29 protein-coding genes and 9 pseudogenes are annotated in these 24,186 nt (G+C 71.5%); 28 read left to right on the forward strand and 10 right to left on the reverse strand.

All coding sequences use genetic code 11. The features are described 5' to 3' along the window. Positions 1-4: 4 nt before the first annotated feature. The 14 genes and pseudogenes from ACZ8AI_RS01230 (at position 5) to ACZ8AI_RS01295 (ending at position 11,296) form a co-directional block, all read left to right on the forward strand. Positions 5-130: a hypothetical protein gene (locus ACZ8AI_RS01230; RefSeq protein WP_464855876.1), complete on the forward strand. Its 126-nt coding sequence runs from the start codon at positions 5-7 to the stop codon at positions 128-130. Between the two features lie 12 nt (positions 131-142). Next, positions 143-913, forward strand: a complete 771-nt coding sequence (locus ACZ8AI_RS01235; RefSeq protein WP_464855878.1) for an ABC transporter permease — start codon at positions 143-145, stop codon at positions 911-913. Between the two features lie 419 nt (positions 914-1,332). Then, on the forward strand, positions 1,333-2,301 hold the full coding sequence (locus tag ACZ8AI_RS01240) for an extracellular solute-binding protein (protein ID WP_464855880.1): 969 nt from the start codon (positions 1,333-1,335) through the stop codon (positions 2,299-2,301). 1 nt (position 2,302) lies between these two features. Next, positions 2,303-2,521: a hypothetical protein gene (locus ACZ8AI_RS01245; protein ID WP_464855882.1), complete on the forward strand. Its 219-nt coding sequence runs from the start codon at positions 2,303-2,305 to the stop codon at positions 2,519-2,521. Between the two features lie 5 nt (positions 2,522-2,526). After that, positions 2,527-3,465: a carbohydrate ABC transporter permease gene (locus tag ACZ8AI_RS01250; protein WP_464855884.1), complete on the forward strand. Its 939-nt coding sequence runs from the start codon at positions 2,527-2,529 to the stop codon at positions 3,463-3,465. A gap of 64 nt (positions 3,466-3,529) precedes the next feature. Then, a complete protein-coding gene (locus tag ACZ8AI_RS01255) occupies positions 3,530-3,775 on the forward strand; it encodes a hypothetical protein (RefSeq protein WP_464855886.1) in 246 nt (81 codons plus the stop codon). Positions 3,776-3,802: 27 nt separating this feature from the next. Further along, positions 3,803-4,210 carry a carbohydrate ABC transporter permease gene (locus tag ACZ8AI_RS01260; protein ID WP_464855888.1) on the forward strand — a complete coding sequence of 136 codons (408 nt, stop codon included), beginning with the start codon at positions 3,803-3,805 and terminating at the stop codon, positions 4,208-4,210. Then, positions 4,168-4,395 (forward strand): hypothetical protein, encoded by a 228-nt coding sequence (locus tag ACZ8AI_RS01265; protein ID WP_464855890.1) that lies wholly within the window; start codon positions 4,168-4,170, stop codon positions 4,393-4,395. Before ACZ8AI_RS01260 ends, ACZ8AI_RS01265 begins: the two co-directional genes overlap by 43 nt. 574 nt (positions 4,396-4,969) lie before the next feature. After that, positions 4,970-5,743: pseudogene (locus ACZ8AI_RS01270) on the forward strand (DeoR/GlpR family DNA-binding transcription regulator); the annotation flags it as partial. Between the two features lie 6 nt (positions 5,744-5,749). Continuing rightward, positions 5,750-6,761: pseudogene (locus ACZ8AI_RS01275) on the forward strand (1-phosphofructokinase family hexose kinase). Between the two features lie 75 nt (positions 6,762-6,836). Continuing rightward, positions 6,837-7,154: a hypothetical protein gene (locus tag ACZ8AI_RS01280; protein ID WP_464855892.1), complete on the forward strand. Its 318-nt coding sequence runs from the start codon at positions 6,837-6,839 to the stop codon at positions 7,152-7,154. A gap of 215 nt (positions 7,155-7,369) precedes the next feature. Beyond that, positions 7,370-8,119, forward strand: coding sequence for a hypothetical protein (locus ACZ8AI_RS01285; protein ID WP_464855894.1), 750 nt, complete (start codon positions 7,370-7,372; stop codon positions 8,117-8,119). Between the two features lie 161 nt (positions 8,120-8,280). Next, positions 8,281-9,141: a fructose-specific PTS transporter subunit EIIC gene (locus ACZ8AI_RS01290; RefSeq protein WP_464855896.1), complete on the forward strand. Its 861-nt coding sequence runs from the start codon at positions 8,281-8,283 to the stop codon at positions 9,139-9,141. A 979-nt stretch (positions 9,142-10,120) separates the two neighbouring features. Continuing rightward, the gene (locus tag ACZ8AI_RS01295; protein ID WP_464855898.1) at positions 10,121-11,296 is read left to right on the forward strand and encodes a hypothetical protein; all 1,176 of its coding nucleotides are present in this window, start codon (positions 10,121-10,123) and stop codon (positions 11,294-11,296) included. Positions 11,297-11,506: 210 nt separating this feature from the next. On the opposite strand, the gene ACZ8AI_RS01300 is transcribed toward ACZ8AI_RS01295, so the two are convergent. The 3 genes and pseudogenes from ACZ8AI_RS01300 to ACZ8AI_RS01310 form a co-directional block, all read right to left on the reverse strand. Further along, positions 11,507-11,902, reverse strand: coding sequence for a family 20 glycosylhydrolase (locus tag ACZ8AI_RS01300; RefSeq protein ID WP_464856360.1), 396 nt, complete (start codon positions 11,900-11,902; stop codon positions 11,507-11,509). Between the two features lie 206 nt (positions 11,903-12,108). Beyond that, positions 12,109-12,504 (reverse strand): annotated as a pseudogene (locus tag ACZ8AI_RS01305) (family 20 glycosylhydrolase); the annotation flags it as partial. Between the two features lie 4 nt (positions 12,505-12,508). Beyond that, positions 12,509-12,730 (reverse strand): annotated as a pseudogene (locus ACZ8AI_RS01310) (family 20 glycosylhydrolase); the annotation flags it as partial. 528 nt (positions 12,731-13,258) lie between these two features. Between ACZ8AI_RS01310 and ACZ8AI_RS01315 the strand changes: the two are divergent. The 3 genes from ACZ8AI_RS01315 (at position 13,259) to ACZ8AI_RS01325 (ending at position 15,199) form a co-directional block, all read left to right on the forward strand. Continuing rightward, a complete protein-coding gene (locus ACZ8AI_RS01315) occupies positions 13,259-13,975 on the forward strand; it encodes a winged helix-turn-helix domain-containing protein (protein ID WP_464855900.1) in 717 nt (238 codons plus the stop codon). A gap of 197 nt (positions 13,976-14,172) precedes the next feature. Then, positions 14,173-14,814: a DedA family protein gene (locus tag ACZ8AI_RS01320; RefSeq protein WP_464855902.1), complete on the forward strand. Its 642-nt coding sequence runs from the start codon at positions 14,173-14,175 to the stop codon at positions 14,812-14,814. 46 nt (positions 14,815-14,860) lie between these two features. Next, positions 14,861-15,199, forward strand: a complete 339-nt coding sequence (locus ACZ8AI_RS01325; protein WP_464855904.1) for a DedA family protein — start codon at positions 14,861-14,863, stop codon at positions 15,197-15,199. A gap of 116 nt (positions 15,200-15,315) precedes the next feature. Here ACZ8AI_RS01325 and ACZ8AI_RS01330 read toward each other — a convergent pair. Continuing rightward, positions 15,316-15,417, reverse strand: a pseudogene (locus ACZ8AI_RS01330) (hypervirulence associated TUDOR domain-containing protein); the annotation flags it as partial. Positions 15,418-15,555: 138 nt separating this feature from the next. On the opposite strand from ACZ8AI_RS01330, the gene ACZ8AI_RS01335 reads away from it, so the two are divergent. The 3 genes from ACZ8AI_RS01335 (at position 15,556) to ACZ8AI_RS01345 (ending at position 17,407) form a co-directional block, all read left to right on the forward strand. Then, the gene (locus tag ACZ8AI_RS01335) at positions 15,556-16,104 is read left to right on the forward strand and encodes a serine/threonine-protein kinase (RefSeq protein ID WP_464855907.1); all 549 of its coding nucleotides are present in this window, start codon (positions 15,556-15,558) and stop codon (positions 16,102-16,104) included. Continuing rightward, positions 16,101-16,460, forward strand: coding sequence for a protein kinase domain-containing protein (locus ACZ8AI_RS01340; RefSeq protein WP_464855909.1), 360 nt, complete (start codon positions 16,101-16,103; stop codon positions 16,458-16,460). Before ACZ8AI_RS01335 ends, ACZ8AI_RS01340 begins: the two co-directional genes overlap by 4 nt. Positions 16,461-16,741: 281 nt before the next feature. Further along, a complete protein-coding gene (locus ACZ8AI_RS01345) occupies positions 16,742-17,407 on the forward strand; it encodes a phosphoribosylanthranilate isomerase (protein ID WP_464855911.1) in 666 nt (221 codons plus the stop codon). On the opposite strand, the pseudogene ACZ8AI_RS01350 reads toward ACZ8AI_RS01345, so the two are convergent. From ACZ8AI_RS01350 to ACZ8AI_RS01365, 4 genes and pseudogenes are all read right to left on the reverse strand, one after another. Beyond that, positions 17,388-18,144, reverse strand: a pseudogene (locus ACZ8AI_RS01350) (HAD-IIB family hydrolase). The gene ACZ8AI_RS01345 and the pseudogene ACZ8AI_RS01350 sit on opposite strands and share 20 nt — an antisense overlap. 57 nt (positions 18,145-18,201) lie before the next feature. Beyond that, positions 18,202-18,628: pseudogene (locus ACZ8AI_RS01355) on the reverse strand (acyl-CoA thioesterase); the annotation flags it as partial. Positions 18,629-18,639: 11 nt separating this feature from the next. Further along, positions 18,640-18,870 carry a hypothetical protein gene (locus ACZ8AI_RS01360; RefSeq protein ID WP_464855913.1) on the reverse strand — a complete coding sequence of 77 codons (231 nt, stop codon included), beginning with the start codon at positions 18,868-18,870 and terminating at the stop codon, positions 18,640-18,642. 38 nt (positions 18,871-18,908) lie between these two features. Next, a pseudogene (locus tag ACZ8AI_RS01365) lies at positions 18,909-19,136 on the reverse strand (nitroreductase family protein); the annotation flags it as partial. 265 nt (positions 19,137-19,401) lie between these two features. Here ACZ8AI_RS01365 and ACZ8AI_RS01370 point away from each other — a divergent pair. From ACZ8AI_RS01370 to ACZ8AI_RS01385, 4 genes are all read left to right on the forward strand, one after another. Further along, on the forward strand, positions 19,402-20,025 hold the full coding sequence (locus ACZ8AI_RS01370; protein WP_464855915.1) for an AEC family transporter: 624 nt from the start codon (positions 19,402-19,404) through the stop codon (positions 20,023-20,025). After that, positions 20,004-20,330, forward strand: a complete 327-nt coding sequence (locus tag ACZ8AI_RS01375) for a hypothetical protein (protein ID WP_464855917.1) — start codon at positions 20,004-20,006, stop codon at positions 20,328-20,330. Before ACZ8AI_RS01370 ends, ACZ8AI_RS01375 begins: the two co-directional genes overlap by 22 nt. Positions 20,331-20,487: 157 nt before the next feature. Further along, positions 20,488-20,703, forward strand: coding sequence for a hypothetical protein (locus tag ACZ8AI_RS01380; protein WP_464855919.1), 216 nt, complete (start codon positions 20,488-20,490; stop codon positions 20,701-20,703). Next, positions 20,676-20,894, forward strand: coding sequence for a four-helix bundle copper-binding protein (locus ACZ8AI_RS01385; protein ID WP_464855921.1), 219 nt, complete (start codon positions 20,676-20,678; stop codon positions 20,892-20,894). Before ACZ8AI_RS01380 ends, ACZ8AI_RS01385 begins: the two co-directional genes overlap by 28 nt. Before the next feature lie 6 nt (positions 20,895-20,900). Here the strand turns inward: ACZ8AI_RS01385 and ACZ8AI_RS01390 are convergent, their stop codons facing one another. Continuing rightward, positions 20,901-21,158 carry a nuclease gene (locus ACZ8AI_RS01390; RefSeq protein WP_464855923.1) on the reverse strand — a complete coding sequence of 86 codons (258 nt, stop codon included), beginning with the start codon at positions 21,156-21,158 and terminating at the stop codon, positions 20,901-20,903. 95 nt (positions 21,159-21,253) lie between these two features. Further along, positions 21,254-22,090 (reverse strand): annotated as a pseudogene (locus ACZ8AI_RS01395) (exodeoxyribonuclease III). Between the two features lie 160 nt (positions 22,091-22,250). On the opposite strand from ACZ8AI_RS01395, the gene ACZ8AI_RS01400 reads away from it, so the two are divergent. From ACZ8AI_RS01400 to ACZ8AI_RS01415, 4 genes are read left to right on the forward strand one after another with little or no spacing between them, the layout of a single operon-like run. Further along, on the forward strand, positions 22,251-22,697 hold the full coding sequence (locus ACZ8AI_RS01400; protein WP_071293091.1) for an Asp23/Gls24 family envelope stress response protein: 447 nt from the start codon (positions 22,251-22,253) through the stop codon (positions 22,695-22,697). After that, the gene (locus ACZ8AI_RS01405) at positions 22,694-22,885 is read left to right on the forward strand and encodes a DUF2273 domain-containing protein (RefSeq protein ID WP_464855925.1); all 192 of its coding nucleotides are present in this window, start codon (positions 22,694-22,696) and stop codon (positions 22,883-22,885) included. Before ACZ8AI_RS01400 ends, ACZ8AI_RS01405 begins: the two co-directional genes overlap by 4 nt. Next, the gene (locus ACZ8AI_RS01410; protein ID WP_464855927.1) at positions 22,882-23,265 is read left to right on the forward strand and encodes a hypothetical protein; all 384 of its coding nucleotides are present in this window, start codon (positions 22,882-22,884) and stop codon (positions 23,263-23,265) included. Before ACZ8AI_RS01405 ends, ACZ8AI_RS01410 begins: the two co-directional genes overlap by 4 nt. Further along, the gene (locus ACZ8AI_RS01415) at positions 23,262-23,804 is read left to right on the forward strand and encodes a hypothetical protein (RefSeq protein ID WP_464855929.1); all 543 of its coding nucleotides are present in this window, start codon (positions 23,262-23,264) and stop codon (positions 23,802-23,804) included. The genes ACZ8AI_RS01410 and ACZ8AI_RS01415 overlap by 4 nt, the downstream gene beginning before the upstream one ends. Positions 23,805-24,186 lie beyond the last annotated feature (382 nt).

Raw genomic sequence — 24,186 nt, forward strand, 5'->3', positions numbered from 1 at the left:
CTCGGTGGACGACGCCGCCGTCTACCGCAACGAGTTCGTCCCGACCCCCGAGACGAAGGGGATCGGCGTGATGGCGGCGTGGGGCGACGTGCCGGCGGTCCTCGGCGGTGACCTCGCGTCCGGTCGCTAGATCGACGATTCGGTGCGGGCACCGGATTCAGGGTCGTGCTCGAGTGCCGACGCCGCCCGTGCCCTCGGGATCGAACGGGCGGGCGCCGACACGCGTGCCTGGATGGACGGTCGCTGGGTCCAGGTCGTCGGCGTGCTGCGGTCCATCCAGCTTTGCCTGGGAACTGGACAACCAGGTGTTCGTGCCCTGGACCTGGCCGAGCGGCTCGGCTTCGACGGGGCAATCGACGGCGGTGTACGCACGGGTCGATCCGGAGCGGGTCGGTGCAGGCGCGCTCGGTGCTCGCGGCGGGCATCCGTCCGGGATCGCCGCAGGACGTCGGCGTCACCCGGCCGTCCGACGCCCTCGCCGCGAAGAACGCCACGGACGACTCCGTTCACGGGGCTGCTCGTCGGGATCGGCGGGGTCGCGCTGCTGGTCGGCGGCATCGGCGTCGCGAACACGATGGTGATCACGGTGCTCGAACGTCGTGCGGAGGTCGGGGTGCGCCGAGCGCTCGGAGCACGCCGACGGAACATCCGCGACCAGTTCCTGGTCGAGTCACTGCTGCTGTCGTTCCTCGGCGGGATCGCGGGGGTCGTCATCGGTGTCGGCGTGACGGTCGTGTTCACGCTCGGGCAGGGTGGCCCGTCGCGATCCCGCTCTGGCTGCCGTCGCCGGCGGGCTCGGTGCGACGGTGGTCATCGGTGGGGTGTCCGGCCTCTCCTCGGCGGTGCGCGCCGCGCGCATCCCACCGACCTCCGCACTGGCTGCTGTGTGAGCTCGCGGCGCGCAGTGGGGTGACCGTCCTGAGGCGCGGTGCCGGTCTCGGGGACCGGCGCCGCGCTCCAGGCGGTGGCGTCGAGGAACGGCTGACTGATCATGCCCGGTCATGACCAGCTCGTCAAGCATCGGAGGCCATCCGTTCGACATCCGTGATCCCCCGGAAACACGCGGATCACACGGTCCACAAGGTTCGGATCGATGCTTGGACAACGCGACCCCGAGGGTCTTCACTTGCCAATACGCAACGTCCTTTCATAAAGGTCGGACCAAGGGAGTCATCGTGACACGCACGCGTTTCGCCGCATTCTCTCGGTGCGCTCGCTCGCAGGCGCGCTCGCCCTCGGCCGGGGTGCTCCGCCGGAAGCAACGGAGCTTCCGACGGCGGCACGAAGTCCATCGGCACACCCGATGGCAAGGGCAAGACCATCGTCTGGATCATGAACGGCGACCTGGGCCCGAAGATCCTCGACGTCGCCGAGAAGCAGTTCACCGAGGCCACCGGCGCCAAGGTGAAGCAGCAGCTCCAGCAGTGGGACGGCATCACCACGAAGCTGACCACCGCACTCGCCCAGAAGGACGCGCCGGACGTGGTCGACCTGGGCAACACGCAGGTGCCCGTGTACGCCGCGACGGGTGGCCTGATGGACCTGCTGCCCTGGGCCAAGAAGGAACTGCAGGGCGGCCAGACCTGGCTCTCCGGGCTCGAGGGGCCGGCCACCGTCGACGGCAAGCTCTACGGTGCTCCGCTGTTCGCCGGCAACCGCGCGGTGATCTACAACAAGAAGATGTGGGCCGACGCCGGGGTGACCGACGTCCCGACGTCGTACGACCAGCTCACCGCCGACCTCGACAAGGTCAAGGCGAAGAACCCGCAGGCGGACTTCTCGGCCTTCTACATGCCCGGGCAGTACTGGTACGGCGGCCTGCAGGGTGTGGACGCCGGCGGACAGATCGCCACCGAGCAGGGCGGCAAGTGGAAGGGGTCGATCGACCTCGCCGACGCCGTCAAGGGCCTGACCGCGTGGAAGGACTTCCAGAACGCCTACTCCGCGAAGTCCACGCAGGACATCAACACCGACAAGCCGGCCGAGTCCGACATCTTCGCGCAGGGCAACACCTCGGCGATCCTCGGATCCGCGTGGGAGATCGGTTCGATCACGACGGCGAAGCCCGAGCTGAAGGACCAGATCGGCACCTTCGCGATGCCGTCCCAGACCGAGGGCAAGACGCAGCCCGTCTTCCTCGGCGGCTCGGACCTCGGCATCCTGTCGAAGTCGCAGAACCAGGACCTGGCGCTGTACTACATGAAGATCCTCACCTCGAAGAAGTTCCAGCAGTACCCAGGTCTTCGGGGTCGACGGCTGGGAGCCGAACTCGACGCAGCTGCTCGACGCGGTGTCCGGTGACGTGGACGAATTCCACAAGCCGTACTTCGCCGCCGCGTCGACGAGCCGTCCGACGCCGGCCACCCCCGGCTGGGCGACCATCGAGGGCGACTCCACGTTCCAGACGATGTTCGCGGACATCGCGACGGGGCGGAAGTCGCCGAAGCAGGCGGCCGAGGGCTTCCTCGAGCACCACGTCCGCACTCAACGCGCAGCAGTAGTCGATGACGTCGACTGGTAGAGCGGGTGCCCGCTCGGCTCAGGCCGAGTCAGGCGCCCGGCGCCGCCGGCCGGTGGGTCGTCCGCCGCGCGCCACTGGTGCTGCTCGCCCCGGCGGCGCTGCTCCTGCTGGCGCTCGTCGTCTACCCGCTGGTGCGCCTCGTCGTCATCTCCTTCCAGGACTACGGTCTCCGGGCGATCTTCACCGGGCAGGCGGGCCGCGGGGTTCGAACTACACGAACGTGCTCGCCGACCCGATGGCCGGTCAGATCCTCCGGACGGTGCTCGTCCACCGGGGCGATGGTCGTCGGGACGATCGGCATCGGCATGGCGGTGTCGCAGTTGCTCACCCGTCTCGGCGTCGCGATGCGCACGATCGTCAGCGTCGTGCTCGTGCTCGCCTGGGCGATGCCGAACGTCGCGTCGAGCCTGGTGTGGCAGTGGCTCTTCCAGCCGTTCTACGGCGTGCTCAACTGGCTGATCACGCAGCTCGGGGTCTTCGGCGACCACACGCAGGACAACTGGGCGTCGAGCCCGGGGCAAGCGCTGACCATCGTGCTGCTGTCACTCGTCATCTGGCAGGCGGTGCTGTTCGTCGCGCTGACGCTCTACGCCGCCCAGTCGCAGATCGCGCCGGAGTACTACGAGGCCGGTTCGCTCGACGGGGCCTCGGCGTGGGCGATGTACCGCGCGATCACCCTGCCGGCGCTCGTGCCGACCCTGCTGCTCGTGACGATCCTGTCGGTGATCTGGGACTTCAACGTCTTCAACCAGATCTGGCTGCTCACCCGCGGCGGACCGGAGGACACCACCCTCACCCTCGGCATCTGGACGTTCGTGAAGTCCTTCGTGTCGAACGCCTACGGGCAGGGCGCTGATCGCCGTCATCTCGACGTTGACCCTCGGCGCGCTCACCAGCGCTACTACATCCGCCGGCTCGTCTCGAGCGGGGAGGAGGACCTGTGACGACGACCACGACCCCCGAGTGACCGGGGCGACCGCGTCCGAGGCGCAACCGGACGTGGCGGGCGTGACCCGTGCCTCCCGTCCCGTGGCCCCGGTGCGCGTGCGGAAGCGCAAGCCGTGCGTGCTGGCGAACACCATCGCCGTGGTGTTCTGCCTGATCTGGGTGTTCTCCCGCGACTACCGGATGGTGAACACGGCGTTCAAGCCCGCCGACGAGGTCACGACCACCCCCGATCTGGCCTGCTGCGCCCCACGCTCGAGAACTTCTGCCGCAGCTGACGCAGGACGGGTTCCTCGTCTACCTGCGTAGCAACCCGGCGATCGCCGGGTCGCGGCGGTGCTGCTGTCGATCGTGAGCCTGTTCTCCGCGTCGGCCGCCCTGTCGCGCTTCCGCTTCAAGGGTCGCCGCGCGATCCTGGTCGCCATCCCAGCCCAGCAGATGATCCTGGTCGGTGCGCTGCTCATCCCGCTGTTCCTGTCGTTCCAGACCCTCGGGCTGCTGAACAGCTACCTCGGGCTGATCCTGGCGTACGCCGCGAGTGTCCTGCCGTTCTCGATCTGGGTGATGCGCGGTTCTTTCGTCGCGGTGCCGATCGAGATCGAGGAGGCCGCGAAGGTCGACGGTGCCGGCACGTTCCGGATCCTCTGGAGCGTGCTGTTCCCCCTGGTGATGCCGGGCGTCATCGCGACGAGCGTGTTCGGGTGTTCATCGCCGCGTGGAACGACTACCTCACGGCGTACGTGATGCTGAAGGACCAGGGGATGTACACGCTGCTGGTGTGGCTCGCCGGGTTCTCGACGAACAAGGCATCGACCCCCGGCGGGCTCATGGCGGCGTCGGTGCTGTTCTCGATCCCCGTCGTGGTGTTCTTCCTCATCGTGCAGCGGCGGCTGGTCAGCGGCATGATCGCGGGGGCCGTCAAGGGGTAGACCTCGACGTGCGACGCCCCGATCTGCTCCGGCAGGTCGGGGGCGTCGTCGTCCGGCGGGCGCGCGGGCGCGCGCGGCGCGCGCGGACGTGGGCGTGGGCGGTCGCGGGTCTTCGGCGTCGATGTCGCGCGACATGCCGCGTGCGTGTTGGCCGAGGTCGCACGACGTGCCGTCTGGGCTCGCCGATAGCGACGTCTTGTGCGACCTCGGCGGGCGCGGGTGATCGGGGCGTCGAGATCGCACTTCTCGGCGCGGGTCTGCTTCGGACGTCCGCGCCGAAGTGCGATCCGGCGGAGGGCATCCGCGCCACAGTGCGATCTCGGTGGAGGAAGACGGCGGGCGAGGACATCGCGCGGGCGGCATCGAGGTCGCGCGACATGCCGCGCGTGTTGCCGAGGTCGCACGATGCTGTTCGGGTCCGCCGAGAGCGACGTTTTGTGCGACTCGGCGGGCGGGAGCGGGCGAGCGCGGGCGAGCGCAGGCCTGGGAGATGTTGGTTTGACTGTGGAACGGTTGCGTTTCGGTGGGCTGTGCGCGTACGCTGCGTGAAACCGCGGAACGAAGGAGTTCGGGCATGTACGCAACCGAGCGACACGACGCCATCGCCGCCGCACCAGGTGCAGCCGGGCGGCCTCCGTCGCTGACCTCGCCGAGCACTTCGACGTCACCACCGAGACCGTGCGCCGCGACCTCGACCTGCTCGAGTCCGCCGGGGTCCGCGCCGCGTGCACGGGGGAGCGGTGCCTGCTCAGCCGGTCGAGCACGTCGAGCTGACCGTCGCCGAGCGCGAAGGCCAGCACAACTCCGCCAAGTCCGCGATCGCCCGCCGCGAGCGCCTTCGTGCCGCCGACCTTCACCGGTTCGATCGCCCTCGACGCCGGCACGACCCGCGCCGCCGTCGCCGCCGAGCTCGCCCGCTGGGAGCCGGCCACGGTCGGCGCCACGATCACCGTCATCACGAACTCCGTGCCGATCGCCGCGACCCTGCAGCACAGCGAGCACGTCGAGCTGCACCTGCTCGGCGGACGCGTCCGCGGGGTCACGAGCGCCGTGGTCGGCACCGCCACCGTGGAGCAGATCGGCGCGCTCCGGACCGGACATCGCCTTCGTCGGGACGAACGGCCTGTCCGCCGGCTTCGGGTTGAGCACGCCGGACGAGTACGAAGCTGCCGTGAAGGCCGCCTACGTGCTCGCCGCCCGTCGGAGCGTGGTGCTCGCGGACGCCGCGAAGCACGGGGTCGAGGCGCTCATGCGGTTCGCCCGGCTCGAGATCGACACCGTCGTCACGGACGAGCAGCCGCCGGCCGACCTCGCCGGGGCACTGTCCGATGCCGACGTCGAGGTGGTCGGTCGCATGAGCGAGCACAGCACCCGCATCGTCACCGTCACCCCGAACCCGAGCCTCGACCGCACCATCGAGCTCGCCGGCGAACTCCAGCGCGGCGCCGTCCAGCGTGCGACCCGCAGCACCGCCGAGCCGGGCGGCAAGGGCGTCAACGTCTCCCGTGTCGTGGTGGCCAGCGGCGGCGACACCGTCGCGGTCCTGCCGGGCGACGACCTCGACCCCGTGCTGCTCGGCCCGGCGACCCGGGGGATCCCGACCGCCGCGCTGCCGATCGGTGCGCCGCTCCGCTCGAACGTCACCGTGACCGAGCCGACCGGGACGACCACGAAGCTCAACGAGCCTCCGGGCCGTCCCTCGCCGGACGCCTCGAGGACCTCGCCACCCTCGTCGCCGACACCGCCGCCGCGACCGCCACCGGCCCCGCCGCCCGCTGGGTCGTGTTCGCCGGGTCGCTGCCGCCGGGGCTCCCCGACGACGCCCTCGCCGTGCTGGTCCGGGCCGTCCGGCAGCGCCACGGCGACGACGTCCGGATCGCCGACTCGTCGGGCGTGCCGTTCACCGCGCTGATGCTGCAGTCCGGCGAGCGGATCGACCTGGTCAAGCCGAACGCCGAGGAGCTCGCCGAGGTCGTCGGCGTGGACCCCGAGGAGTTCGAGCGCGACGTCGAGGTCGCCGCGCGTGCGGCAGAGCGACTCCGCGAGCGGCACGTCGGCACGGTGCTGCTCACCCCCGGCAGCGCCGGGGCGGTGCTCGTGACGGCGGACGGCAGCCACGCCGCCGCAGCACCGCGGATCACGGCATGGTCGACCGTCGGCGCGGGGACTCCGCGCTCGCCGGCTACCTGCTCGCAGAGGTCGCCGGGCAGCCGCCCGAGCAGCGCCTCGCCCAGGCCGTCGCCACCGGAGCCGCGGCCGCGGCCCTGCCCGGCAGCGACGTGCCCGCCCTCGACCACACCGACCCGGCCGCCATCACGGTCCGGCGACTCCAGCGCACGTCGGAGCCGGCCCAGGCGCCCGCCTGACGTCAGCACCCCCGAGCGACACCCCGAACACCAGCACCCCGTGCGCGACCGCAGCACGATTGCAAAGGAGCAACCATGTCCGTCAACACGAGTCCACGCCTCATCAGCGTCCAGCTCGTCGGTCTCGACGAGGACCTCGGCGCCACCTCGAGCGACGTCATCCGCGTCCTCCTCGCCGACCTGCGTCGCCGCGACCGGCCGCGCCGCCGACGGCCGGGTCCTGGCCGAGGACGCGATCGCCAGCGAGGCCAGCGTCGGCACCGGCGTGCCCGGCGGCATCGCGATCCCACGCCCGATCGGCGTCGATGGCCGAGCCGACCCTGGCGTTCGCGCGTCTCGCCCGGAAGGTGTCGTTCGGCGCCCCGGACGGCGACGCCGACATCGTGTTCATGATCGCCGTGCCGGAAGGTTGCGGACAAGGACCACCTGGACGGTCCTCTCGACCCTGGCCCGGGCGCTCATCCGCGACGACTTCGCCGCGGCCCTCCGTGCCGCGTCCACCCCGCAGGAGATCGTCGACCTGGTCGATCGCGAGGTGAGCGGCGAGGTGTCGGAGGCCGGCGTCGGGAAAGGCGAGCAGTGCCTCCAGTCCGACCCCACCGGCAGGTGTGACGGCGACCCAGCGCAAGCTCATCGTCGGCGTCTACCGCCTGCCCGACTCCGGCATCGCGCACACCTACATGGCAGCAGACGCGCTCGTCGCCGCAGCCGAGCGGGCCGGCGCCGAGATGCACGTCGAGACCCAGGGGGTCCTCGCAGGTCGAGCCCCTCGACCCCGCGCTCATCGCCCGCGCCGACGCGGTCGTGTTCGCGGTCGACGTCGACGTGCGCGACCGCGGCCGCTTCGCCGGCAAGCCCCTCGTCCCTCCGGCCCCGTGAAGCGCGGCGTCGACGAGCCCGACAAGATGATCGCCGAGGCGATCCGCGCCTCGGACGACCCGAACGCCGCACGCGTGCAGGGCGGCGCCGCCACGGCAGAGACGACCACGAAGAACGAGCACTTCGGCCAGGCCCTGAAGCGCTGGCTGCTCACCGGCGTCAGCTACATGATCCCGTTCGTCGCGGGCGGCGGGCTGCTCATCGCGCTCGGCTTCCTGCTCGCCGGGTACGGCATCGCGCTGCAGCACGGTGACTCCGGCCAGAACAACGCGGTGTTCACGCTGACCGAACTACACGCTGCTGGACCTGCCGGCGCCGCAGGGCCTCGGCTACCACCTCGGCGCCGCCGCGTTCCAGATCGGCGGGAGTCTCGCTCGGGTTCCTCGTCGCCGCCCTCGCCGGGTACATCGCCTACGCGATGGCCGACCGACCCGGCATCGCGCCCGGCTTCGTCGCCGGCTCGATCGCCGTCTTCATGAACGCCGGGTTCCTCGGTGGTCTGATCGGTGGCCTCATCGCGGGTGCCGCCCCGCGTACTGGATCGGCCGCATCCCGACCTGGCGCTGGCTGCGTGGCCTGATGCCGGTCGTGATCATCCCGCTGTTCGCGTCGATCATCGCCTCCGGCCTCATGCTGCTTCGTGCTCGGCGGGCCCATCGCCTGGCTGATGACCCAGCTGACCGAGTTCCTCAACTCCCTGTCCGGTGCCTCGGCGGTCCTGCTCGGGATCATCCTGGGCCTGATGATGGCGTTCGACCTCGGCGGTCCGGTCAACAAGGTGGCGTACGCGTTCGCCGTCGCCGGGCTCGGTGCCGGCACCGCCACGAACGTCGTGCCGTTCGAGATCATGGCCGCGGTGATGGCCGCCGGCATGGTGCCGCCGCTCGCCCTCGCGCTGGCCTCGACCGTCCTGTACCGCAAGGGCTTCACGAAGCCGGAGCGCGAGCAGAACGGCAAGGCCGCGTGGCTGCTCGGTGCCTCGTTCATCTCCGAGGGCGCGATCCCGTTCGCGGCGGCCGACCCGCTGCGGGTCATCCCGGCGTCGATGGTCGGTGCCGCGGTCACGGGTGCGATCCTCGATGGCGGCCGGCGTGACCTCGCGGGCGCCGCACGGTGGGATCTTCGTGTTCTTCGCGATCGGGGACGTCGCGATGTTCATCGTCGCGATCCTGGCCGGCACGATCGTGTCCGCGCTGGTGCTCGTCGGGCTGGAAGAAGTGGGTGCGTCGGGCCCCGGCGGCGGACGCCGCCGTGTCCGAGACCGCTGACGACTCCGGTGGCGGTCGCCGTGTATGTCGACGTCACCATCCGACCGCCTCGGAGGCGCGGTGCCAGCTGGCAACCGCGCCTCCAGTCCGTCGTGACCCGCGAACTGGAGGCTCCCTCACCCCCGGTCCGGGCCGGTAGCGTCACGAACGCACACCCGCAGGACCGCCGTCTCGCCACGGCACGGCACGCCCGAGTGGCGATGAACGGAACGACACGATGCCGGGGCGTCTAGCCTCTTCGACGCGCTGCGGCCGGTCCCGTCGCCGGATGCTCGGGCTGGGCGCCGCCGGGACCCTCACCGCCCTCACCGCCGTCGTCATCGCCTTCGGGCGGGCGCGCGAACGCGGTCGACGCGACCGTGATGACGAACCCGCGGACGAGCACGGCGATCAACGCGTGGCTGGCCGTCGGCGGAGTCCGTGTCCTCCGCGGCGCAGCCGTCCTGTCCGGCCCCCTCGTCATCCGCTCCGGCACGCAGCTCGACGCCTCGGCCGCGAGCGTCACCGGGGCCATCGGCGACAACGTGCTCCGCAAACGCTGCCGCGAACCCCAGCGCCTGGACCACCGCGTCGGTCTCGTGCCGGGTCCAACGTCGTCACGACCAAGGCCGCGGTGTTCAGCACGGCGATGGTCGGGCGCCGCGTGCAGGTGCTCGGCGCCGGTCCGGCGCAGCGGCAACGCGCGAAGGCTCCGGGATCGATGTACGGCCGGACGTCCGTCCAGTCGTCGACCTGTGCGACCCGACGTCGCCGCGACCTCGACGCTGCCCTCGGCCGCCACGTCCGTCTTCTCCGCCGAACGACGGGGACATCAGCATCGTCGGCGGCACGTGGACGAACCGCAGCAAGAACCTCCGTCTCGCAGACCACCGAGTCGCACGGGCTCCTCATCCGCCGTGCCGCGCGGGTGTCCCTGACCGGGCTCACCGTGCACTCGACGGGCAGCGCCCAGGTCGGCGGTCAGTACGCCGTCTCGTTCGGCGACGTGACCGACGTCACCGTCGAGGACGTCGCCTTCATCGACACGGCCTCGGACGGCGTGCACTTCCAGGGCCGTCGTCGCGGATCGCTGTCCGCCGGATCACCGGTGAGCGCACCGGCGACGACCTGCGTCGGCGTTCACCACGGTGGACGGGCAGACCCACGCGGGTTCCCGGCTCGGGGACTGCGAGGGGGACATCACCGACGTCGTCGTCGAGGACGTCCGGGGCAGTGCCCTGCCTGCTCAAGGTCACGTCCGGCATCGGCGGGAACGGTGTGCAGCGCCGCATCCGTCGCTTCTCGGCGTCCGGCCTCGCCGGGAGCGTCACCGGACGCTCGCCCGTCCAGATCGTGAACTACGCCGGCCCGACCTGGTTCGAGGGCACCGTGTCCGGCGTCACCGCGACCGGATCGAGCGGGACGGTGGTGAACGTCGACGTCCGGACCCTCGGTGCCCTGGTGGTCGAGGACGTCGCCCTGCCCGCCGGTGCCCGCGCCGCCGTCGACGGCATCGTCCGGGTCGCCGCCTCGAGCGCGTCGTCGGTGACGGTCCGACGGGTCACGAACCGGTCGACCGGAGCCGGGGCGGCGAGCGGGTGTCGCGCTCGCGGTCGGGTCCGTCCGGACCGTCGCCGTCAGCGGGGTCGCGTGCCCGGTGCTCGCGCCGCAGTTCGACTCGGTGAAGCTCGTCAGAGCCTCGGCGACCATCACGTCCTCACCGTCACCGACGACAGCTCGGCCGCGCGGGCGGGCAACGCTCTTCGCCCTCGCCGCCTCCGGCTACCGGATCGCGAACGCCACCTTCGCCCGGCTGACCCGGAGCACCGGCTCCGTCTGGGCGGCGGACAAGGACAGCTCGGTCGGGACCGCGATCTCGATCTCGTCGTTCAAGAACGGCCGCGCCGTGGCGCTGCTGCGGGCACCCGCCTCGATCGGCGTGCAGGGCCTGTCCCAGCCCGCCGGCTCCGGCGCCGCCGTCCGCTGAACTCGCCGCCGCCTGCCCGTGCGCGTCGTCGTCGACGGCACCTCGACCCGGCCGGCGACCTGGTGTCGCGGACCGCGAAGCAGAAAGTCTCGGTGGTGTCGCCGTTCATCGCCGTCGACGCCGCGCTGCTGCCGCCGCGCGACGGCGACGTGGTGCTCAACAGCGGGACGAAGTACGCGCGGTCGCAGCTGCGGTGGGACGCCAAGGCGAAGAAGTGGCGCGCGACGACGGTGGCGCGGCCGAAGCCGACGCCGGCACCGCAGCCCACCCCGAAGCCCACCCCGAAGCCGACGCCGACCCCGGCACCGTCCGCGTCGCCCACGACCCCGGCGCCGTCGCCCTCCGCCCCCGCACCGTCCGCCTCGCCCTCGGCGCCGACGGCCCCCGTGACGCCGGACCCGACGCGGCCTCGGCGCCGGTGACGCCGGCGCCGAGCGCGCCGACCCCGACCGAGGCGCCGACGGCCTCGCCCACGGCGACCGCGACGGCGTCCGCGACGCCGTAGGGGCACGGCAACCGACGGACGGGAGGCGCGGTGCCAGCCGGCACCGCGCCTCCCGTCCGTCGGTGGTCGCGTCGGGCGCTACTCGGCGATGTTCGCGGTCACCGCGTCGATGTAGGCCGCACGCTCCTCACGCGAGTGCGGACGGCCGGGCACGCCGGGGCGCTGCTCCCACGGGAACGGCCCGCCTCGTGCCGGTACTCGATGCCCATCGCCTCGAGCCGGGCGACGTGCTCGGCGAGCCGACCGCGGAACTCCGCGACGTCCCGGGGCCGGCGACGTCCGCCGACCACAGCGCCTCGGCCAGGGCCGCGACGCGGGGGAACAGCTGGTAGTCGAGCTTCCGCGCGGTGTCGACGTGCTCGGTCCACATGTTGCCCTGGCCGCCGATGATGCATGCGCGCGCTCGGCGTCGGTCAGGTCGGACGGCACCGGGTCGAAGGCGAAGACGTCGTCCACCGTCAGGACGATCGACACCGGGACTCGGCTCCGTCTCGAGGTCGCTCTGCCGGTAGTCGAGGTACACCTTGGTCGTCCGGGGTGCCGGAGATGACGTCGTGGCCCCGCTTCGCCGCGGTCCGGGCTCCGGTCAGGCCGCGCCACGAGACCACGGTCGCCGACTTCGACAGGGTGCCGCCCTCGAGGATCTCGTCCCAGCCGAACGCCTGACGACCCTGCGACTCGACGTGGGCGGCCAGCCGATCGATGATCCACGCCTGGCTGCTGTTCCTCGTCCTCGAGGCCGAGCTCGCGGATGCGCTCCTGCGTGCGTGGGTCCTGCTCCCACTGCACCTTCGGGCACTCGTCGCCGCCGACGCCGATGTACTCGGAGGGGAACAGGGCCATGACCTCGTCGAGGACGTCCTGGAAGAACGCGATCGTCGACTCCTCGGCGTTCAGCACGTCGGGCAAGTCGGCGATGCCCCACCCGGTCCAGACGTCGATCGGTTGCCCGGTGACTCCCGAGCTCCGGGTACGCGGCGAGGGCAGCGCGGACGTGGCCGGGCGTCTCGATTCTCGGGGACGACGGTCACGAACCGGTCGGCGGCGTAGGGGCGACGATCTCGCGGATGTCGCGTCCTGCGTGTAGTAGCCGCCGCGCGGGCGGCCGTCCTTGCCCGCGATCATGAGTTCACCGTCCGGTCCGGGCACGTGCGCGCCGGGATTCCTGGGACTCCGTCCGCCACGAGCCGACCTCGGTCAGGCGCGGGTACTTCCGGATCTCGATGCGCCACCCCTGGACCTCGGTGAGGTGGAAGTGCAGCCGGTTCAGGTGGTGGGCGGCCAGCTGGTCGACGACCCGCATGACCTCGTGCTTGGTGCGGAAGTGCCGGGCGACGTCGAGCATGACGCCGCGCCAGGCGAAGGCGGGGGCGTCCTCGACGGTGACCGGCGGGGATGGTCCACGGACCCCGGCCGACCCGGCCCTTGCGGTAGACGTCGGCGGGGAGCGACCGGGTAAGTGAGGGCCTGGACGCCGGGGAAGACGCCGGCGCGGCGCTGCCGCCGGTGACCTCGATGCGGTCGGGCGTGATCGACGAGCCGGAAGGCTTCGTCGGAGCGTCGCCGCCCGGGCCCTCGGGCAGAGCGGCGGCGACGGTCTCGTCGGTCGCGACGCGCAGCACGATCACGTCGGTGTCCCGCGTGCCGTCGTCGTCGGCGTCCCGCACCGGCAGCCCGGTCGATCCGCGCAGGGTCTGTTGCAGGTACAGTCGGACGGACTCGCTCGCAGGGTCTGCGGCGATGCGTGTCGACGGGGTGGATCGCGAAGGCACCGACACCTCGGTTCGGTGCGGCGCGGCCGTGGGATGAGCATGTCGCAGTCCACCATTCCTCAATGATCTCTTCGTAATATGGAGGCTGGATGGTTGTGGACGAGACCGTGTCAACGCTTCCGGGTGGGGTCGTCGTGCTGCACCCCCGGGGATGCTCCGCCTCATCAACTCCGTGGGCGATCCTCGACGAGTTCTTTCGCGACGACTCGCACACGGTCACCGAGCTGAGCCGCACGGTCGGACTCTCCCGTCCCACGGTCGAGGCGGCGCTCGCCGACCTGGTGGCCGAGGGCTGGGTCACCGAGGCCGAGGCGATCGCCACGCCGAACAAGGCGGGCCGCCGGGTGAAGCGCTTCCGCGCCGACGCCGGGGCCGGCCTGCGTGCTCGGCGTCGACCTCGGGCTGCACGGCATCGTCGGGCTCCGGTCCGACCTGCGCGGCCAGCAGCTCGCCCGCGTGGAGGAGGTCTACGCCGACCTCGCCTCGGCCGAACAGGTGGGCAGCGCATGACGTCGTCCGCCGGCTGGTCGAGGGCACCGAGCCGGGTCGAAGCTCCTCGCCGCCACCTTCGGCGTGCCGGCGGTCGCCGTCGATCGTTCCGGTGCGATCGACTACACCGTCGCGGTCCCGCAGTGGGCCGAGCGACGGGTCCCCGGCCGCATCGGCGACCTGTTCCCCGGTGCCGCCACGTTCTTCGACAACGACGCGAAGCTCCGCCGCCACCGCCGAGGCGATGTGGGGACGCTTCGGCGGGGCGTGCAGGACGGCTTGTACCTGGTGATGGGGCGCCAGATCGGTGCCGCGTACCGCATCGACGGGGCTAGCTCGCGCGGGCGGTGCGCGCGGGGCGGCGGGCGAGATGGGCGGGCTTGGCATCGACCGGCTGGCCGAGCGCGCCGGCCCGCCTGGAGGCACGGATCCCGTCCGGCGCGGACCTCGAGTCCGTCATGGCGTCGGCCGGGCAGGGCGACGCCGAGGCGTCGGGGGTCGTGCGGCGTTCGCCGCGGACGTCGCTCCCGGTGTGGTGCAGCTCGTCACGACGATCGACCCGGAGGTGGTGGCCGTCGGTGGCGAGGTCCTGCCCGCCGCGGCCGTGTTCGCCGAGGCGCTCGCCGAGGTCGTCACGCCGCAGCTCAGGCACCCGGTGGAGATCGTCCCGTCGACGGTCGGCCGCGACGCCGTGGCCCGCGGCGCGCTCGCCTCGGTCGCTCACCCACGTCCGGACGTCGCACATGGGGCTTCGGCTGACCGGACGGCGACGGGGCTGATCCCCAGGTCGCGCGCCGGGATCTGTCAGGGCGTTCAGGGACGATGGGGACATGACGACTGCCCTGGCCGCGCCGGCCACGACCGTGACAGCCGCCGGGGACTCCGAGATGGGTGGCCCTCTGGGCTCGTGCTCCAGCTCATCGACGCCCTGGGCGAGTGGGGCGTCGCCCTCATGCTCTTCGTCGAGACGGTGTTCCCGCCGATCCCGTCCGAGGTGATCCTGCCGCTGGCCGGCTTCCTCGCCGGGGCCGGGCGGATGAACCTCGTGCTCGTCCTGGTGCTCGCGACCCTCGGGTCCTACCTCGGCGCGCTGGTGCTCTACCGGCTCGGGGCGGGGATCGCTCGAGCGGACCACCCGCTGGCTCGGCAAGCTCCCGCTCGTCGACGAGGATGACTTCCGCAAGGCCGCCGACTGGTTCCACCGGCACGGCAAGAGCGCGGTGTTCTTCGGCCGGTTCGTGCCGATCGTCCGCAGCCTGATCTCCCTGCCGGCCGGCGCGGACCGGATGCACCTCGGCACCTTCTCGCTCTTCACGATCATCGCCAGCGGGATCTGGAACAGCGCGCTGGTCCTGCTCGGCGCCGCGTTCGGCAACCAGTACGACCGGGTCGAGCAGTACACGGAGTGGATCGACCGGGTGCTCTACGTCGCGATCGCGGTGGTCGTCGTGACCTTCGTCGTGCGGCGGATCCGTCGGGCGCGGGCCGAGCGCACGGACGCTGGCCGGTCCGACCCGGCGCCGCGCGGGCGCCGCCGGGCCGGAGCCGCCGAGGACTGAGCCCCGCTCGTCGTCAGGCCTTCGTCAGCGCCGACTCCTTGTGCGCGGCTCGCTTCCTCCGACTTCTCGGACTCGATGATCCAGTACGGGTCGTCGTCCGTCGGCTTGAACGACTGCCCGTCGAACTGGAAGTCCTTCGTCTTCTTCTCGACCAGCGTGCCGGTCGTCTTCCCCTGCGACGTGTTCCAGTGCACTTCGTCGCCCTTCGACAGCGCCATCCTGTCCTCCTTGCGTGATCGCTCACCTTCGTGGGAGTCGGACTGTACCCCGATGCATCCGCATGAACACAGGGAAGGAGGCCGATCATGATGTCATAACGCCGCAGCGGAAACGGACGCGGCCGCGTACCGTACTGGGTGAGTCACCTTGCTGGCAACTGCCACGGATCACGGGCTCCGAACACGGAACGACGACACCATGACACTGCTCGACAGCGTACGGACGGACACGGTCCCTCGGGCCGCTACCGGCTCGTCAAGCTGATCGGCACGGGCGGCATGGGGTCGGTCTACGAAGCGCGCGACGAGCACACCTACCGCGCGGTCGCCGTGAAGATGTTCGCCACGCCCGACTCGATGACGACGGCGGACCGGGTGCGCCAGGAGCGCGAGATCCGGCTGCTCAGCATGCTCTCGCACCCCGGGCTCATCCCGCTCTACGACGCCGGCACCCACGAGTTCGACGACGGTCCGCACCGGTACATCGTGATGGAGCTCATCGCCGACACCACGCTGCTCCGGCGTCTGGCCGACGGCGCGCTGCACAACTACGAGGTGGCCGACCTCGGTGCCCAGCTGGCCGACGCTCTGGCCTACGTGCACTCCCGAGGGATCGTCCACCGTGACGTGAAGCCCGCCAACATCCTCATGAGCGACGAGGGTCGTCCGGGTTCGCCCGCACCGTGAAGCTGACCGACTTCGGCGTCGCGCACTTCGTCGACGGGTCACGGCTGACGAACGACGGCACGATCATCGGCACGGCGGCGTACCTCAGCCCCGAGCAGGTCGCCGGGGAACCGATCGGCTTCGCCACCGACATCTACTCGCTCGGGCTCGTCCTGCTCGAAGCACTCACCGGCAAGCAGGAGTACTCCGGCACCCTCATCGAGGCAGCCCTCGCCCGGCTGCGGCACGACCCCGAGATCCCCGAGGGTATCGCGCCGGAGTGGCGGGACCTGCTCGCGAAGATGACGGCCCGCGATCCCGAGCGTCGCCCGACCGCGGTGGCGATCGCGAACGCGCTGCGCGGCGGTTCGACGTAGGTCACCGGTCCGGTGCCGCTCGGCCCGCAGCGGGTCAAGCACAAGCGCGACCACCGCATGCACCGGGCAGCGCACCTGGCACGCCAAGCGCGGCACGTTCGCGGTCGTGCGCCGCTGGCGTCGCCGGAACGTGCTCGTCGGGTCGTTCGCGGCGTTCGGCGTCATCGTCGCGTGCGGCGCCGCCTACGTGGCGGGCATGCTGCACTGACGTCCGTCGCCCGGCTACGTCGTCAGCGAACGCCATCGCTCCGAGGCCGTGCGTCCCTGGCAGGATGGACAGCATGACCGACCAGCGCTGGATCAAGATCTGCGGCCTGTCGACGCCCGAGACCGTGGACGCCGCAATCGACGCGGGTGCCGACGCGGTCGGGTTCGTCTTCGCCGCGGGCAGCCCCCGCACCGTGACCGCCGATCTGGCGAAGGAACTCGTCGAGCGGGTGCCGGACGGCATCGACGCCGTCGGGGTCTTCCGCGACCAAGAGATCGACGAGATCGTGGGCATCGCGTCCGAGGTCGGGCTGACCACCCTGCAGCTCCACGGCGGTGAGCGGGCGACGGACTTCGCCCGTGCGCGTGACGCCGGGTTCTTCACCATCCGCGCGGTCGCGGCCGAGGACTACCTCCGCGAGACGCCCGAGGTGCGCGCCTCGTACGACCACGACCTGTTGCTGCTCGACGCCGCGGTGCCGGGCAGCGGGCGACTGATCGACCCGGCCTCGATCGACGGCAAGGTGGACGAGGCCTGGATCCTCGCCGGCGGGCTCACCCCGGCTGAACGTCGTCGCGGTGATCGAGTCGCTCGACCCGGACGGCGTGGACGTCTCGAGCGGCGTCGAGTCCGAGCGTGGCGTGCAAAGGACGCGGCGAAGATCCGGGCGTTCGTCGAGGCCGTCCGAAGCATTTCCATGACCAGACGCCGTCGGGGCGTCAGCGCAGCGTCGGGATGAGCTCCGTCAGGAACGCGTCGGTGTCCTCCCAGCCCGTCACCGCGTGGCAGGGCACGCCGAGGGCCTTCACCGGGTAGTCGTTGCCCTCGGGGTCGAGCCGGTCGCCCACGAAGAGCATGTCGTCGAGCGCGATGCCGGTGATCTCGGCGAGGCGCTGCATGCCGTAGGCCTTGTCGATGCCCTTGCGGGTGATGTCGACGCTCGTCGAACCGCCGGAGCGGACCTCGAGGTCGGGGAGGTCGGCCTGCACCCGACGGCGGAGATCGTCCTTCTTCGCCCCGGTCGGGTCCCACTGCTTTGATGTCGACCGGCGCGGCCTGCCCGAGCGCGGAGAACGTGATCTGCGATCCCCGGTCCTCGAGGATGGCGCCCCAGGTCTCGGACTCCCAGTACCCGGCGGCCTTCGCGTGTGACTCCACCGCGGCGAGGGCACGGGCCTTCTGCTCCTCGGTGAGGTCCTCGGCGTATCTGCAGGACCCAGTCGTCGCCGGCCCACCGGTAGTAGCGGGTGCCGCACGTCGGCAGGAGGTGCAGGTCGTCGAGGGTCAGGCCGTCGCGGTAGCGGAGCGGGGTGACGAGCTGCTGCTCGAACTGCTGGAAGTTGCCGCCGGAGATCACCGCGACCGGCACGACCTCGAGCAGGACGCGAAGGTCTCGAGCATGCGGGGGTCGAGCGCGGACTTCGAGGGGGCGAGGGTGTCGTCCAGGTCGAAGGCGACGAGTCGGGGTGTGGTCATACGACCGATTCTGTCAGGTCCGGCCGACAGCCACCGCCGGTCAGGAGCGGTGGGCGGTGGGACGCGGTCGCGCTTGTACGTGATGTCGGTGTGCCCGTGCGGGGCCGGGTTCCTGTCGGCGTCGAGGTTCACGAAGACGACCTCGTCGATGGTCAGGATGCTCTGGTGCGTGAAGAGGTTCCGGGCCTCGGCGCGCATGGTCAGCGAACTCCGCCCGAAGCGCGTCGCCACGAGGCCGATCTCGACGATGTCGCCCTCCTTCGCGGAGGACACGAACTCGATCTCGGACACATGTACTGCGGACGATCTCGTCGTTGCCGAGCTGGATGATCGCGTAGACGGCCGCCTCCTCGTCGATCCAGCGGAGGAGGCTGCCGCCGAAGAGGGTGCCGTTCGCGTTGAGGTCCTCGGGGCGGACCCACTTCCGCGTGTAGAAGTTCATCTCCGGCTGGGCGTCGTCGTGCTGTTGTTCGTCGTGCTGCATGTCACGACATATTACGCGGCCGCGTCCTCGTAGCGGCGCGCGTGCATCGAGCGACTACCTCCTTGACGAGGACGACCTCGCTCGATGCGGCAGGCGTGCGGGGAGTGACCTCGCGCTCGGCGGCCTTGTCGTCGAGCTGCGACGGGTCCGCCACGGCGCCGATCGCGGTCACGGGGTGAAGGGCAGGAAGCGCCCGGCAGGTCGAAGGCCGCGCGGAGGCCCTCGGCGTCGATGCCCGCCATCTGGTGCACGTGCAGGCCCTCGGCGTGCGCCTGGACGGTCAGCGCGGCGAGGGATGACCGAGGTCGTACTGGGCGAACGGACGCTCGTCACCGTCCTCCGTCACGGTCTCGAGCACGCCGACGACGAGGGCGCTGGCGCGGAAGGCCCACGTGGCGTTGAAGCCGAGCAGGTTCTCGTTGATCTTGCGGAACGTCTCGGTGCCGCGACGGCCGGCGATGAAGCGGCGGGGCTGGAAGTTCATCGCGGAGGCCGCCCACCGAGCGGCCTCGAGGACGGCGTCGAACTGCGCGTCGGTGACGGTCGCCGTCTCGTCGTAGGAGCGGCTCCAGCGCTCCTCGAGGAGCGGGACGAGGGGCTGGCTGAGTCGGTCGAACGCGTGAGCGTGCTGGAGTTCGTCGAGGTCATGGTGCGCTCAACGGTAATCGATGTGTACGCATTCCGACCGGTACGGCGTCACATGACACCGCGGCGCGACGGCACCGTGCGGCACGCGCGCGGTCGGGGGCCCACTCGGTGCGAGGATGGACCCGATGGGTGGCGTGTTGACCGGTTCGGTGATCATCGGCGCGATCATCGCGGCCGGGTACGTCGTCGGGCGCACCGGCCTGCTCGGCCCGCACGCCCAGTTCGTGATGAGCCGGCTCGCCTTCTTCGTGCTCATGCCCGCGCTGCTCTTCCACACCATCGCGAGCGCCGACATCGGATCGCTGCTGTCACCGATGCTCTGGGTGTCCCTCGTCAGCGCGGTCTCGGTCGCGCTCGGCGCCGCGCTCGTGTTCCGGCTCGTGCTCCGCCGCCCGCTGGCGACCACCACGATCGGGGCGCTCGCGTCGAGCTACGTGAACGCGAACAACATCGGGCTGCCGGTCGCCGTGTACGTCCTCGGGCAGGCCACCGCCGTCGTGCCGGTGATCCTGCTGGCAGCTCATCGTGCTCGCGCCGATCGCCCTCACCGTGCTCGACACCGCGACCTCGGACGGTGGCAGCTGGGGACGGCGGATCTCCGGGCCGTTCCGCAACCCGATCATCATCGCGTCACCTCGTCGGGCTGGCGTTCTCGGCGACCGGGATCGAGCTGCCGACACCGGTGCTCGAGCCGCTCTCCCTCGTCGGCGCCGCCGCGGTGCCCGTCGTGCTGCTGTCCTTCGGGATGAGCCTGCACGGGGCGACGCCGCTCCGTGACCCGGCGATCCGCACCGACGTCATCGTGGCCTCGGCGATCAAGCTCGTGGTGATGCCCGCGGTGGCGTTCGTGTTCGCCCGCTTCGTGTTCGGGCTCGGCGACCAGGACGTCTTCGTGCTCGCCGACCCTCGCAGCCGCTGCCGGCGGCGCAGAACGTCTTCAACTACGCGCAGCGCCTACGGGGCTGCCGTGCCCGTGGCGCGCGACGTCGTGCTCATCTCGACGATCGGCTCGGTGCCGGTCCTCGTCGCCGTCGCGGCGCTCCTGCACCCGTAGGCGCGGGTCGCTTCGAGGGAGCAGGAATCGTCGGGACGTCTCCGAGGAGGCGACGATTGGTGCTCCCTCGCCGGTGCTCCCTCGCCGTTGCGGGTCCGCGCGTACCCTGACGCTCACGGGTGGACCGCTCCGTGACCACGAGGAACAGGAGATCCCGATGGACACGATGGCGATGATGAAGACCATGTCGACGAGTGACATGCCCATGTCGATGGACATGGACCTGATGCAGGACACGATGATGGCGATGAACGCCGCGTCGATGGCCGCGACGATGTGCTCGGCGAGTGACATGCGGATGGGGCCGAGATGGCCACGTGCGCGGCGATGTGCTCGAACACGGCGATGCTGGCCGACACCGGCATGCGCATGATGATGCGGCCGATGGGCATGGACATGCCGTCGATGCAGGCGATGCTCATCGCCGTGATGACCATGGGGACGGCCTGCGCCGCGGAGTGCCGGGCGCACGCCGACATGGACGAGGCCTGCCGTTACTGCGCGATGGCGTGCGACGAGATGGTCGCGAAGTGCGAGGCGATGCTGGCCTCGATGACCGCCTGACTCCCGCTAGGCGACGCGTGCGGTGGTCTTGCGGCCACCCGCGCTGAGGATCTCCGCGGCCGGGTGGTGGGCGACCGGGTCACCGACCGACACGAGCGTGTCGGCGTCCGCCACCCGCAGCTGCGTGACGTCGCCGTCGAGGAAGGCGACCACCAGGTCGGCGGGACCTGTCTCGAGGACGATGCCGTCCCTCCAGGCCCTGGGGGTGGCGTCCGCCATGACGCGCTGGATGGGAAGGATCGTCGACGGGGTCGTGCGGGACATGGCTTCACCTGCTCTCGGAGGGGTTCGGTGCAGGAAACCTACGTCGGCCGTCTCCGCCCGTTCAACGCGCGGCTACCCGGGACGTAACAGAGCCGTCAGAAGATCATCGGGCGGTCGTCGTCGAGCGAGGTCTCGAGGTCGAGGTCGACCGTGACGGGGACGTGGTCGCTCGGGGCGTCGCCCTTCCGCTCGTCGCGGTGGATGCGGGCGTCGGTCACGACGTCGGAGAACGCCTGCGACCCCATCACGAAGTCGATCCGCATGCCCTCGTTGCGGGGGAAGCGCAGCGCCTTGTAGTCCCAGTAGGTGTAGCCGTCGGGGACGATCGGACGGACGACGTCCTGCAGCCCGCGGGCCTCGAACGCGCGGAACGCGGCACGCTCCGGCTCGCTGACGTGGGTGGCGCCCTCGAAGGCGCGCACGTCCCAGACGTCCTGGTCGAGCGGCGCGACGTTCCAGTCGCCCATCAGCGCGAGGGGCTGCGCCGGGTCGGCCGCGATCCACTCGGACGTCCGGTCGGCCAGCTCGGCGAGCCAGTCGAGCTTGTACGTGTAGTGCGGGTCGCCGACCTCGCGCCCGTTCGGCACGTAGAGGCTCCACAGCCCTACGCCGTCGACCGTCACACCGATCGCGCGGGCCTCGGTCGGGACGTCGGGGCCCTCGTGGCCCTTGAGGAAGCCGGGCTGCCCGGGGAAGTCCCGCGTGACGTCCTCCATCGGCAGCCGGCTGGCGAACGCGACGCCGTTCCACTGGTTCGTGCCGTACGCCTCGACCGTGTAGCCGGCGGCCTCGAACGCGTCGACCGGGAACTGCTCGGGCTTGCACTTGATCTCCTGCATGCCGAGGACGTCGACGTCCTCGCGCACCAGCTAGTCGACGACCCGACCGACTCGGGTCCGGACGGAGTTCACGTTCCAGGTCGCCACGCGCATGGGTCCGAACCTACCGGGGACCACCGGCAACCGAGTGCAGCGGAGCGGCCCGGACGGCCGCCGCGGACGGGCGCCGCGTGCCGTGTCCTGCTCTCGGCCGCGGCACGGCACGATGGTGTTCGCTGGGTGGTCCAGCAATCGACCGCAACCGGAGGCACTCATGGCAGCGACGACGAACCGCGTCGACGGGACCGCGACGACGGGCACCGTGACGACGCAGGTGACCACCAACGGCAGGACGATCATCGACGACACGGTCGTCGCGAAGGTCGCGGGCATCGCCGCCCGTGACGTCCCCGGGGTCTTCGCCCTCGGCGGCAACGCGGCGCGTGCCTTCGGTGCCATCCGTGACGCGATCGGTTCGAGCGCGCTCGGACAGGGCGTCCGGGTCGAGGTCGGCGAGACCCAGGTCGCCGTCGACCTGACGATCGTCGTGGACTACCCGATCCCGATGATGGACGTCGCGTCCGCCGTGCGGGCGGCCGTCACGAAGGCCGTGACCGAGCTCGTCGGCCTCGAGGTCACCGAGGTCAACATCGCGATCAACGACGTCAACATCCCGGCGCTCAACGGGGTCGAGACCGATGCCGAGGGTCGCGTCCGGTGAACGCCACCGTCGTCGGCATGGGCGTCGGCGCGGTCCTCGCGATCGTTGCCGTGACGCTCGGCTTCTGGGCGTTCGTCGTCGTCGCCGTGTTCATGCTCGTCGGCGGCCTGGTCGCCCGCATCGTGTCGGGCGACATCGACTTCCGCCGCCTGCTCGACGTGCTGCGCGGACGCCGGAGCTCGTCGTGAGCGCAGCCGCGGTGGCGAGCGGCGTCGGAGCGCCACCGCCCGCTCCGCGGCAGGTGGCCGGGTACGACCGCGTCGGCTCGGCGGCCCTGGTCCACACGGCGCAGGCGGTCGCCTCCGAAGCGCTGCGCGTGCCGTTCCGGGGAGGCCCGTGCCCGGTCGCCGACGACGGTCACGGTGCGCTGGCGGTCGAGATCACGGCCCCGCTCGCCGTCCCGGTGCTGGGCAGCCACGCGGTCCCCGACGAACCCGTCGTCACTACGGCGCACCGGGCCCGCGCCGTGATCGCCGAGCGGCTCCGCCACATCACCGGCCGACAGGTCGAACGGGTGACCGTGACGTTCTCGTCGTCGGTCGTGGACACACCGAGGAGGGTCCGGTGACGCTCCAGCAGCAGGAGGCGCCGGCCGCGACGCCCGGTCGCACCCACGACCGCGTCTACCGCCGCATCGTCCGCCGCGAGACGAGTGCCTCACGCTCCGGCACGGTCGTCGTCGCGATGCTCGTCCTGCTCGTCATCGCCGCCGCGGCCGTGTTCGCCGCGGCCCTCGTGCTGCTCGACCAGCGGGTGCTCGGCATCGACCCGCGCGACGTCGTGGACCGCGCCGTCCGGGCGCCGCGCGGCCTCGACACGACGATCACCGTCGGCATCGCCGCGATCGTGGCGTTCCTCGGCCTGGTGTTCCTCGCGCAGGGCCTCCTGCCGCAGCGTCGGCCCCGGCACGCGATGTCGTCCGACCGCCTCGCCGTGGTCGTCGACGACGAGGTGCTCGCCTCCGCCGCTGCCCGTGCGGCACGCTCCGTGACCCGGCTCGGCCCCGACGCGGCCGTCGGCACCGTCGGTCGCCGATACGGGTCGACGTCGTGCTCCGCCCCGCCGCGGGCGTCGACGTCCCCGCCGTGGCCGCGACCGAGGCGGTGACCGAGGAGTTCGCCGTGATCGACGCCGAGCCGCCGATCACCGCGCGGGTGCGGGTGCAGCCGACCGGACGGGTGGACGGATGAACGCGACGAACCGGGGCCTCGGCCGCACGGCGCTCGTCGTCGTCGGATTCGTGCTGTTCGTCGCCGGCGTCGCGACGATCCTGTGCAGACGGTGCCGTGGGCCGCGTCCACGTGGCACGACTGGGGCCGTGGCGCTGAGCGACCTCGGCGCCGGGGCCGCCCGTGACGCCTCCGTCACCGGGTGGACCTGGGTGCTCGGCGGGGCCGTGGTGCTCGGGATCCTCGCGCTCGTCGTGCTGACGACCCTCGGCGGCGGGCGCGTGGGCACCGTGGTCGAGGACGACGGGTCCTCCGACGGT

Source organism: Curtobacterium sp. AC273 (assembly GCF_979253735.1).

Bases quoted from the DNA above. Each gene is read 5' to 3' on its own strand.
- ACZ8AI_RS01400 (WP_071293091.1), top strand. From the start codon at position 22,251: ATGGCAGCGACGACGAACCGCGTCGACGGGACCGCGACGACGGGCACC.
- ACZ8AI_RS01390 (WP_464855923.1), bottom strand. From the start codon at position 21,158: ATGTCCCGCACGACCCCGTCGACGATCCTTCCCATCCAGCGCGTCATG.
- ACZ8AI_RS01385 (WP_464855921.1), top strand. From the start codon at position 20,676: ATGCTGGCCGACACCGGCATGCGCATGATGATGCGGCCGATGGGCATG.
- ACZ8AI_RS01280 (WP_464855892.1), top strand. From the start codon at position 6,837: ATGTCCGTCAACACGAGTCCACGCCTCATCAGCGTCCAGCTCGTCGGT.
- ACZ8AI_RS01240 (WP_464855880.1), top strand. From the start codon at position 1,333: ATGAACGGCGACCTGGGCCCGAAGATCCTCGACGTCGCCGAGAAGCAG.
- ACZ8AI_RS01345 (WP_464855911.1), top strand. From the start codon at position 16,742: ATGACCGACCAGCGCTGGATCAAGATCTGCGGCCTGTCGACGCCCGAG.
- ACZ8AI_RS01370 (WP_464855915.1), top strand. From the start codon at position 19,402: ATGGGTGGCGTGTTGACCGGTTCGGTGATCATCGGCGCGATCATCGCG.
- ACZ8AI_RS01380 (WP_464855919.1), top strand. From the start codon at position 20,488: ATGGACACGATGGCGATGATGAAGACCATGTCGACGAGTGACATGCCC.
- ACZ8AI_RS01360 (WP_464855913.1), bottom strand. From the start codon at position 18,870: ATGGCGGGCATCGACGCCGAGGGCCTCCGCGCGGCCTTCGACCTGCCG.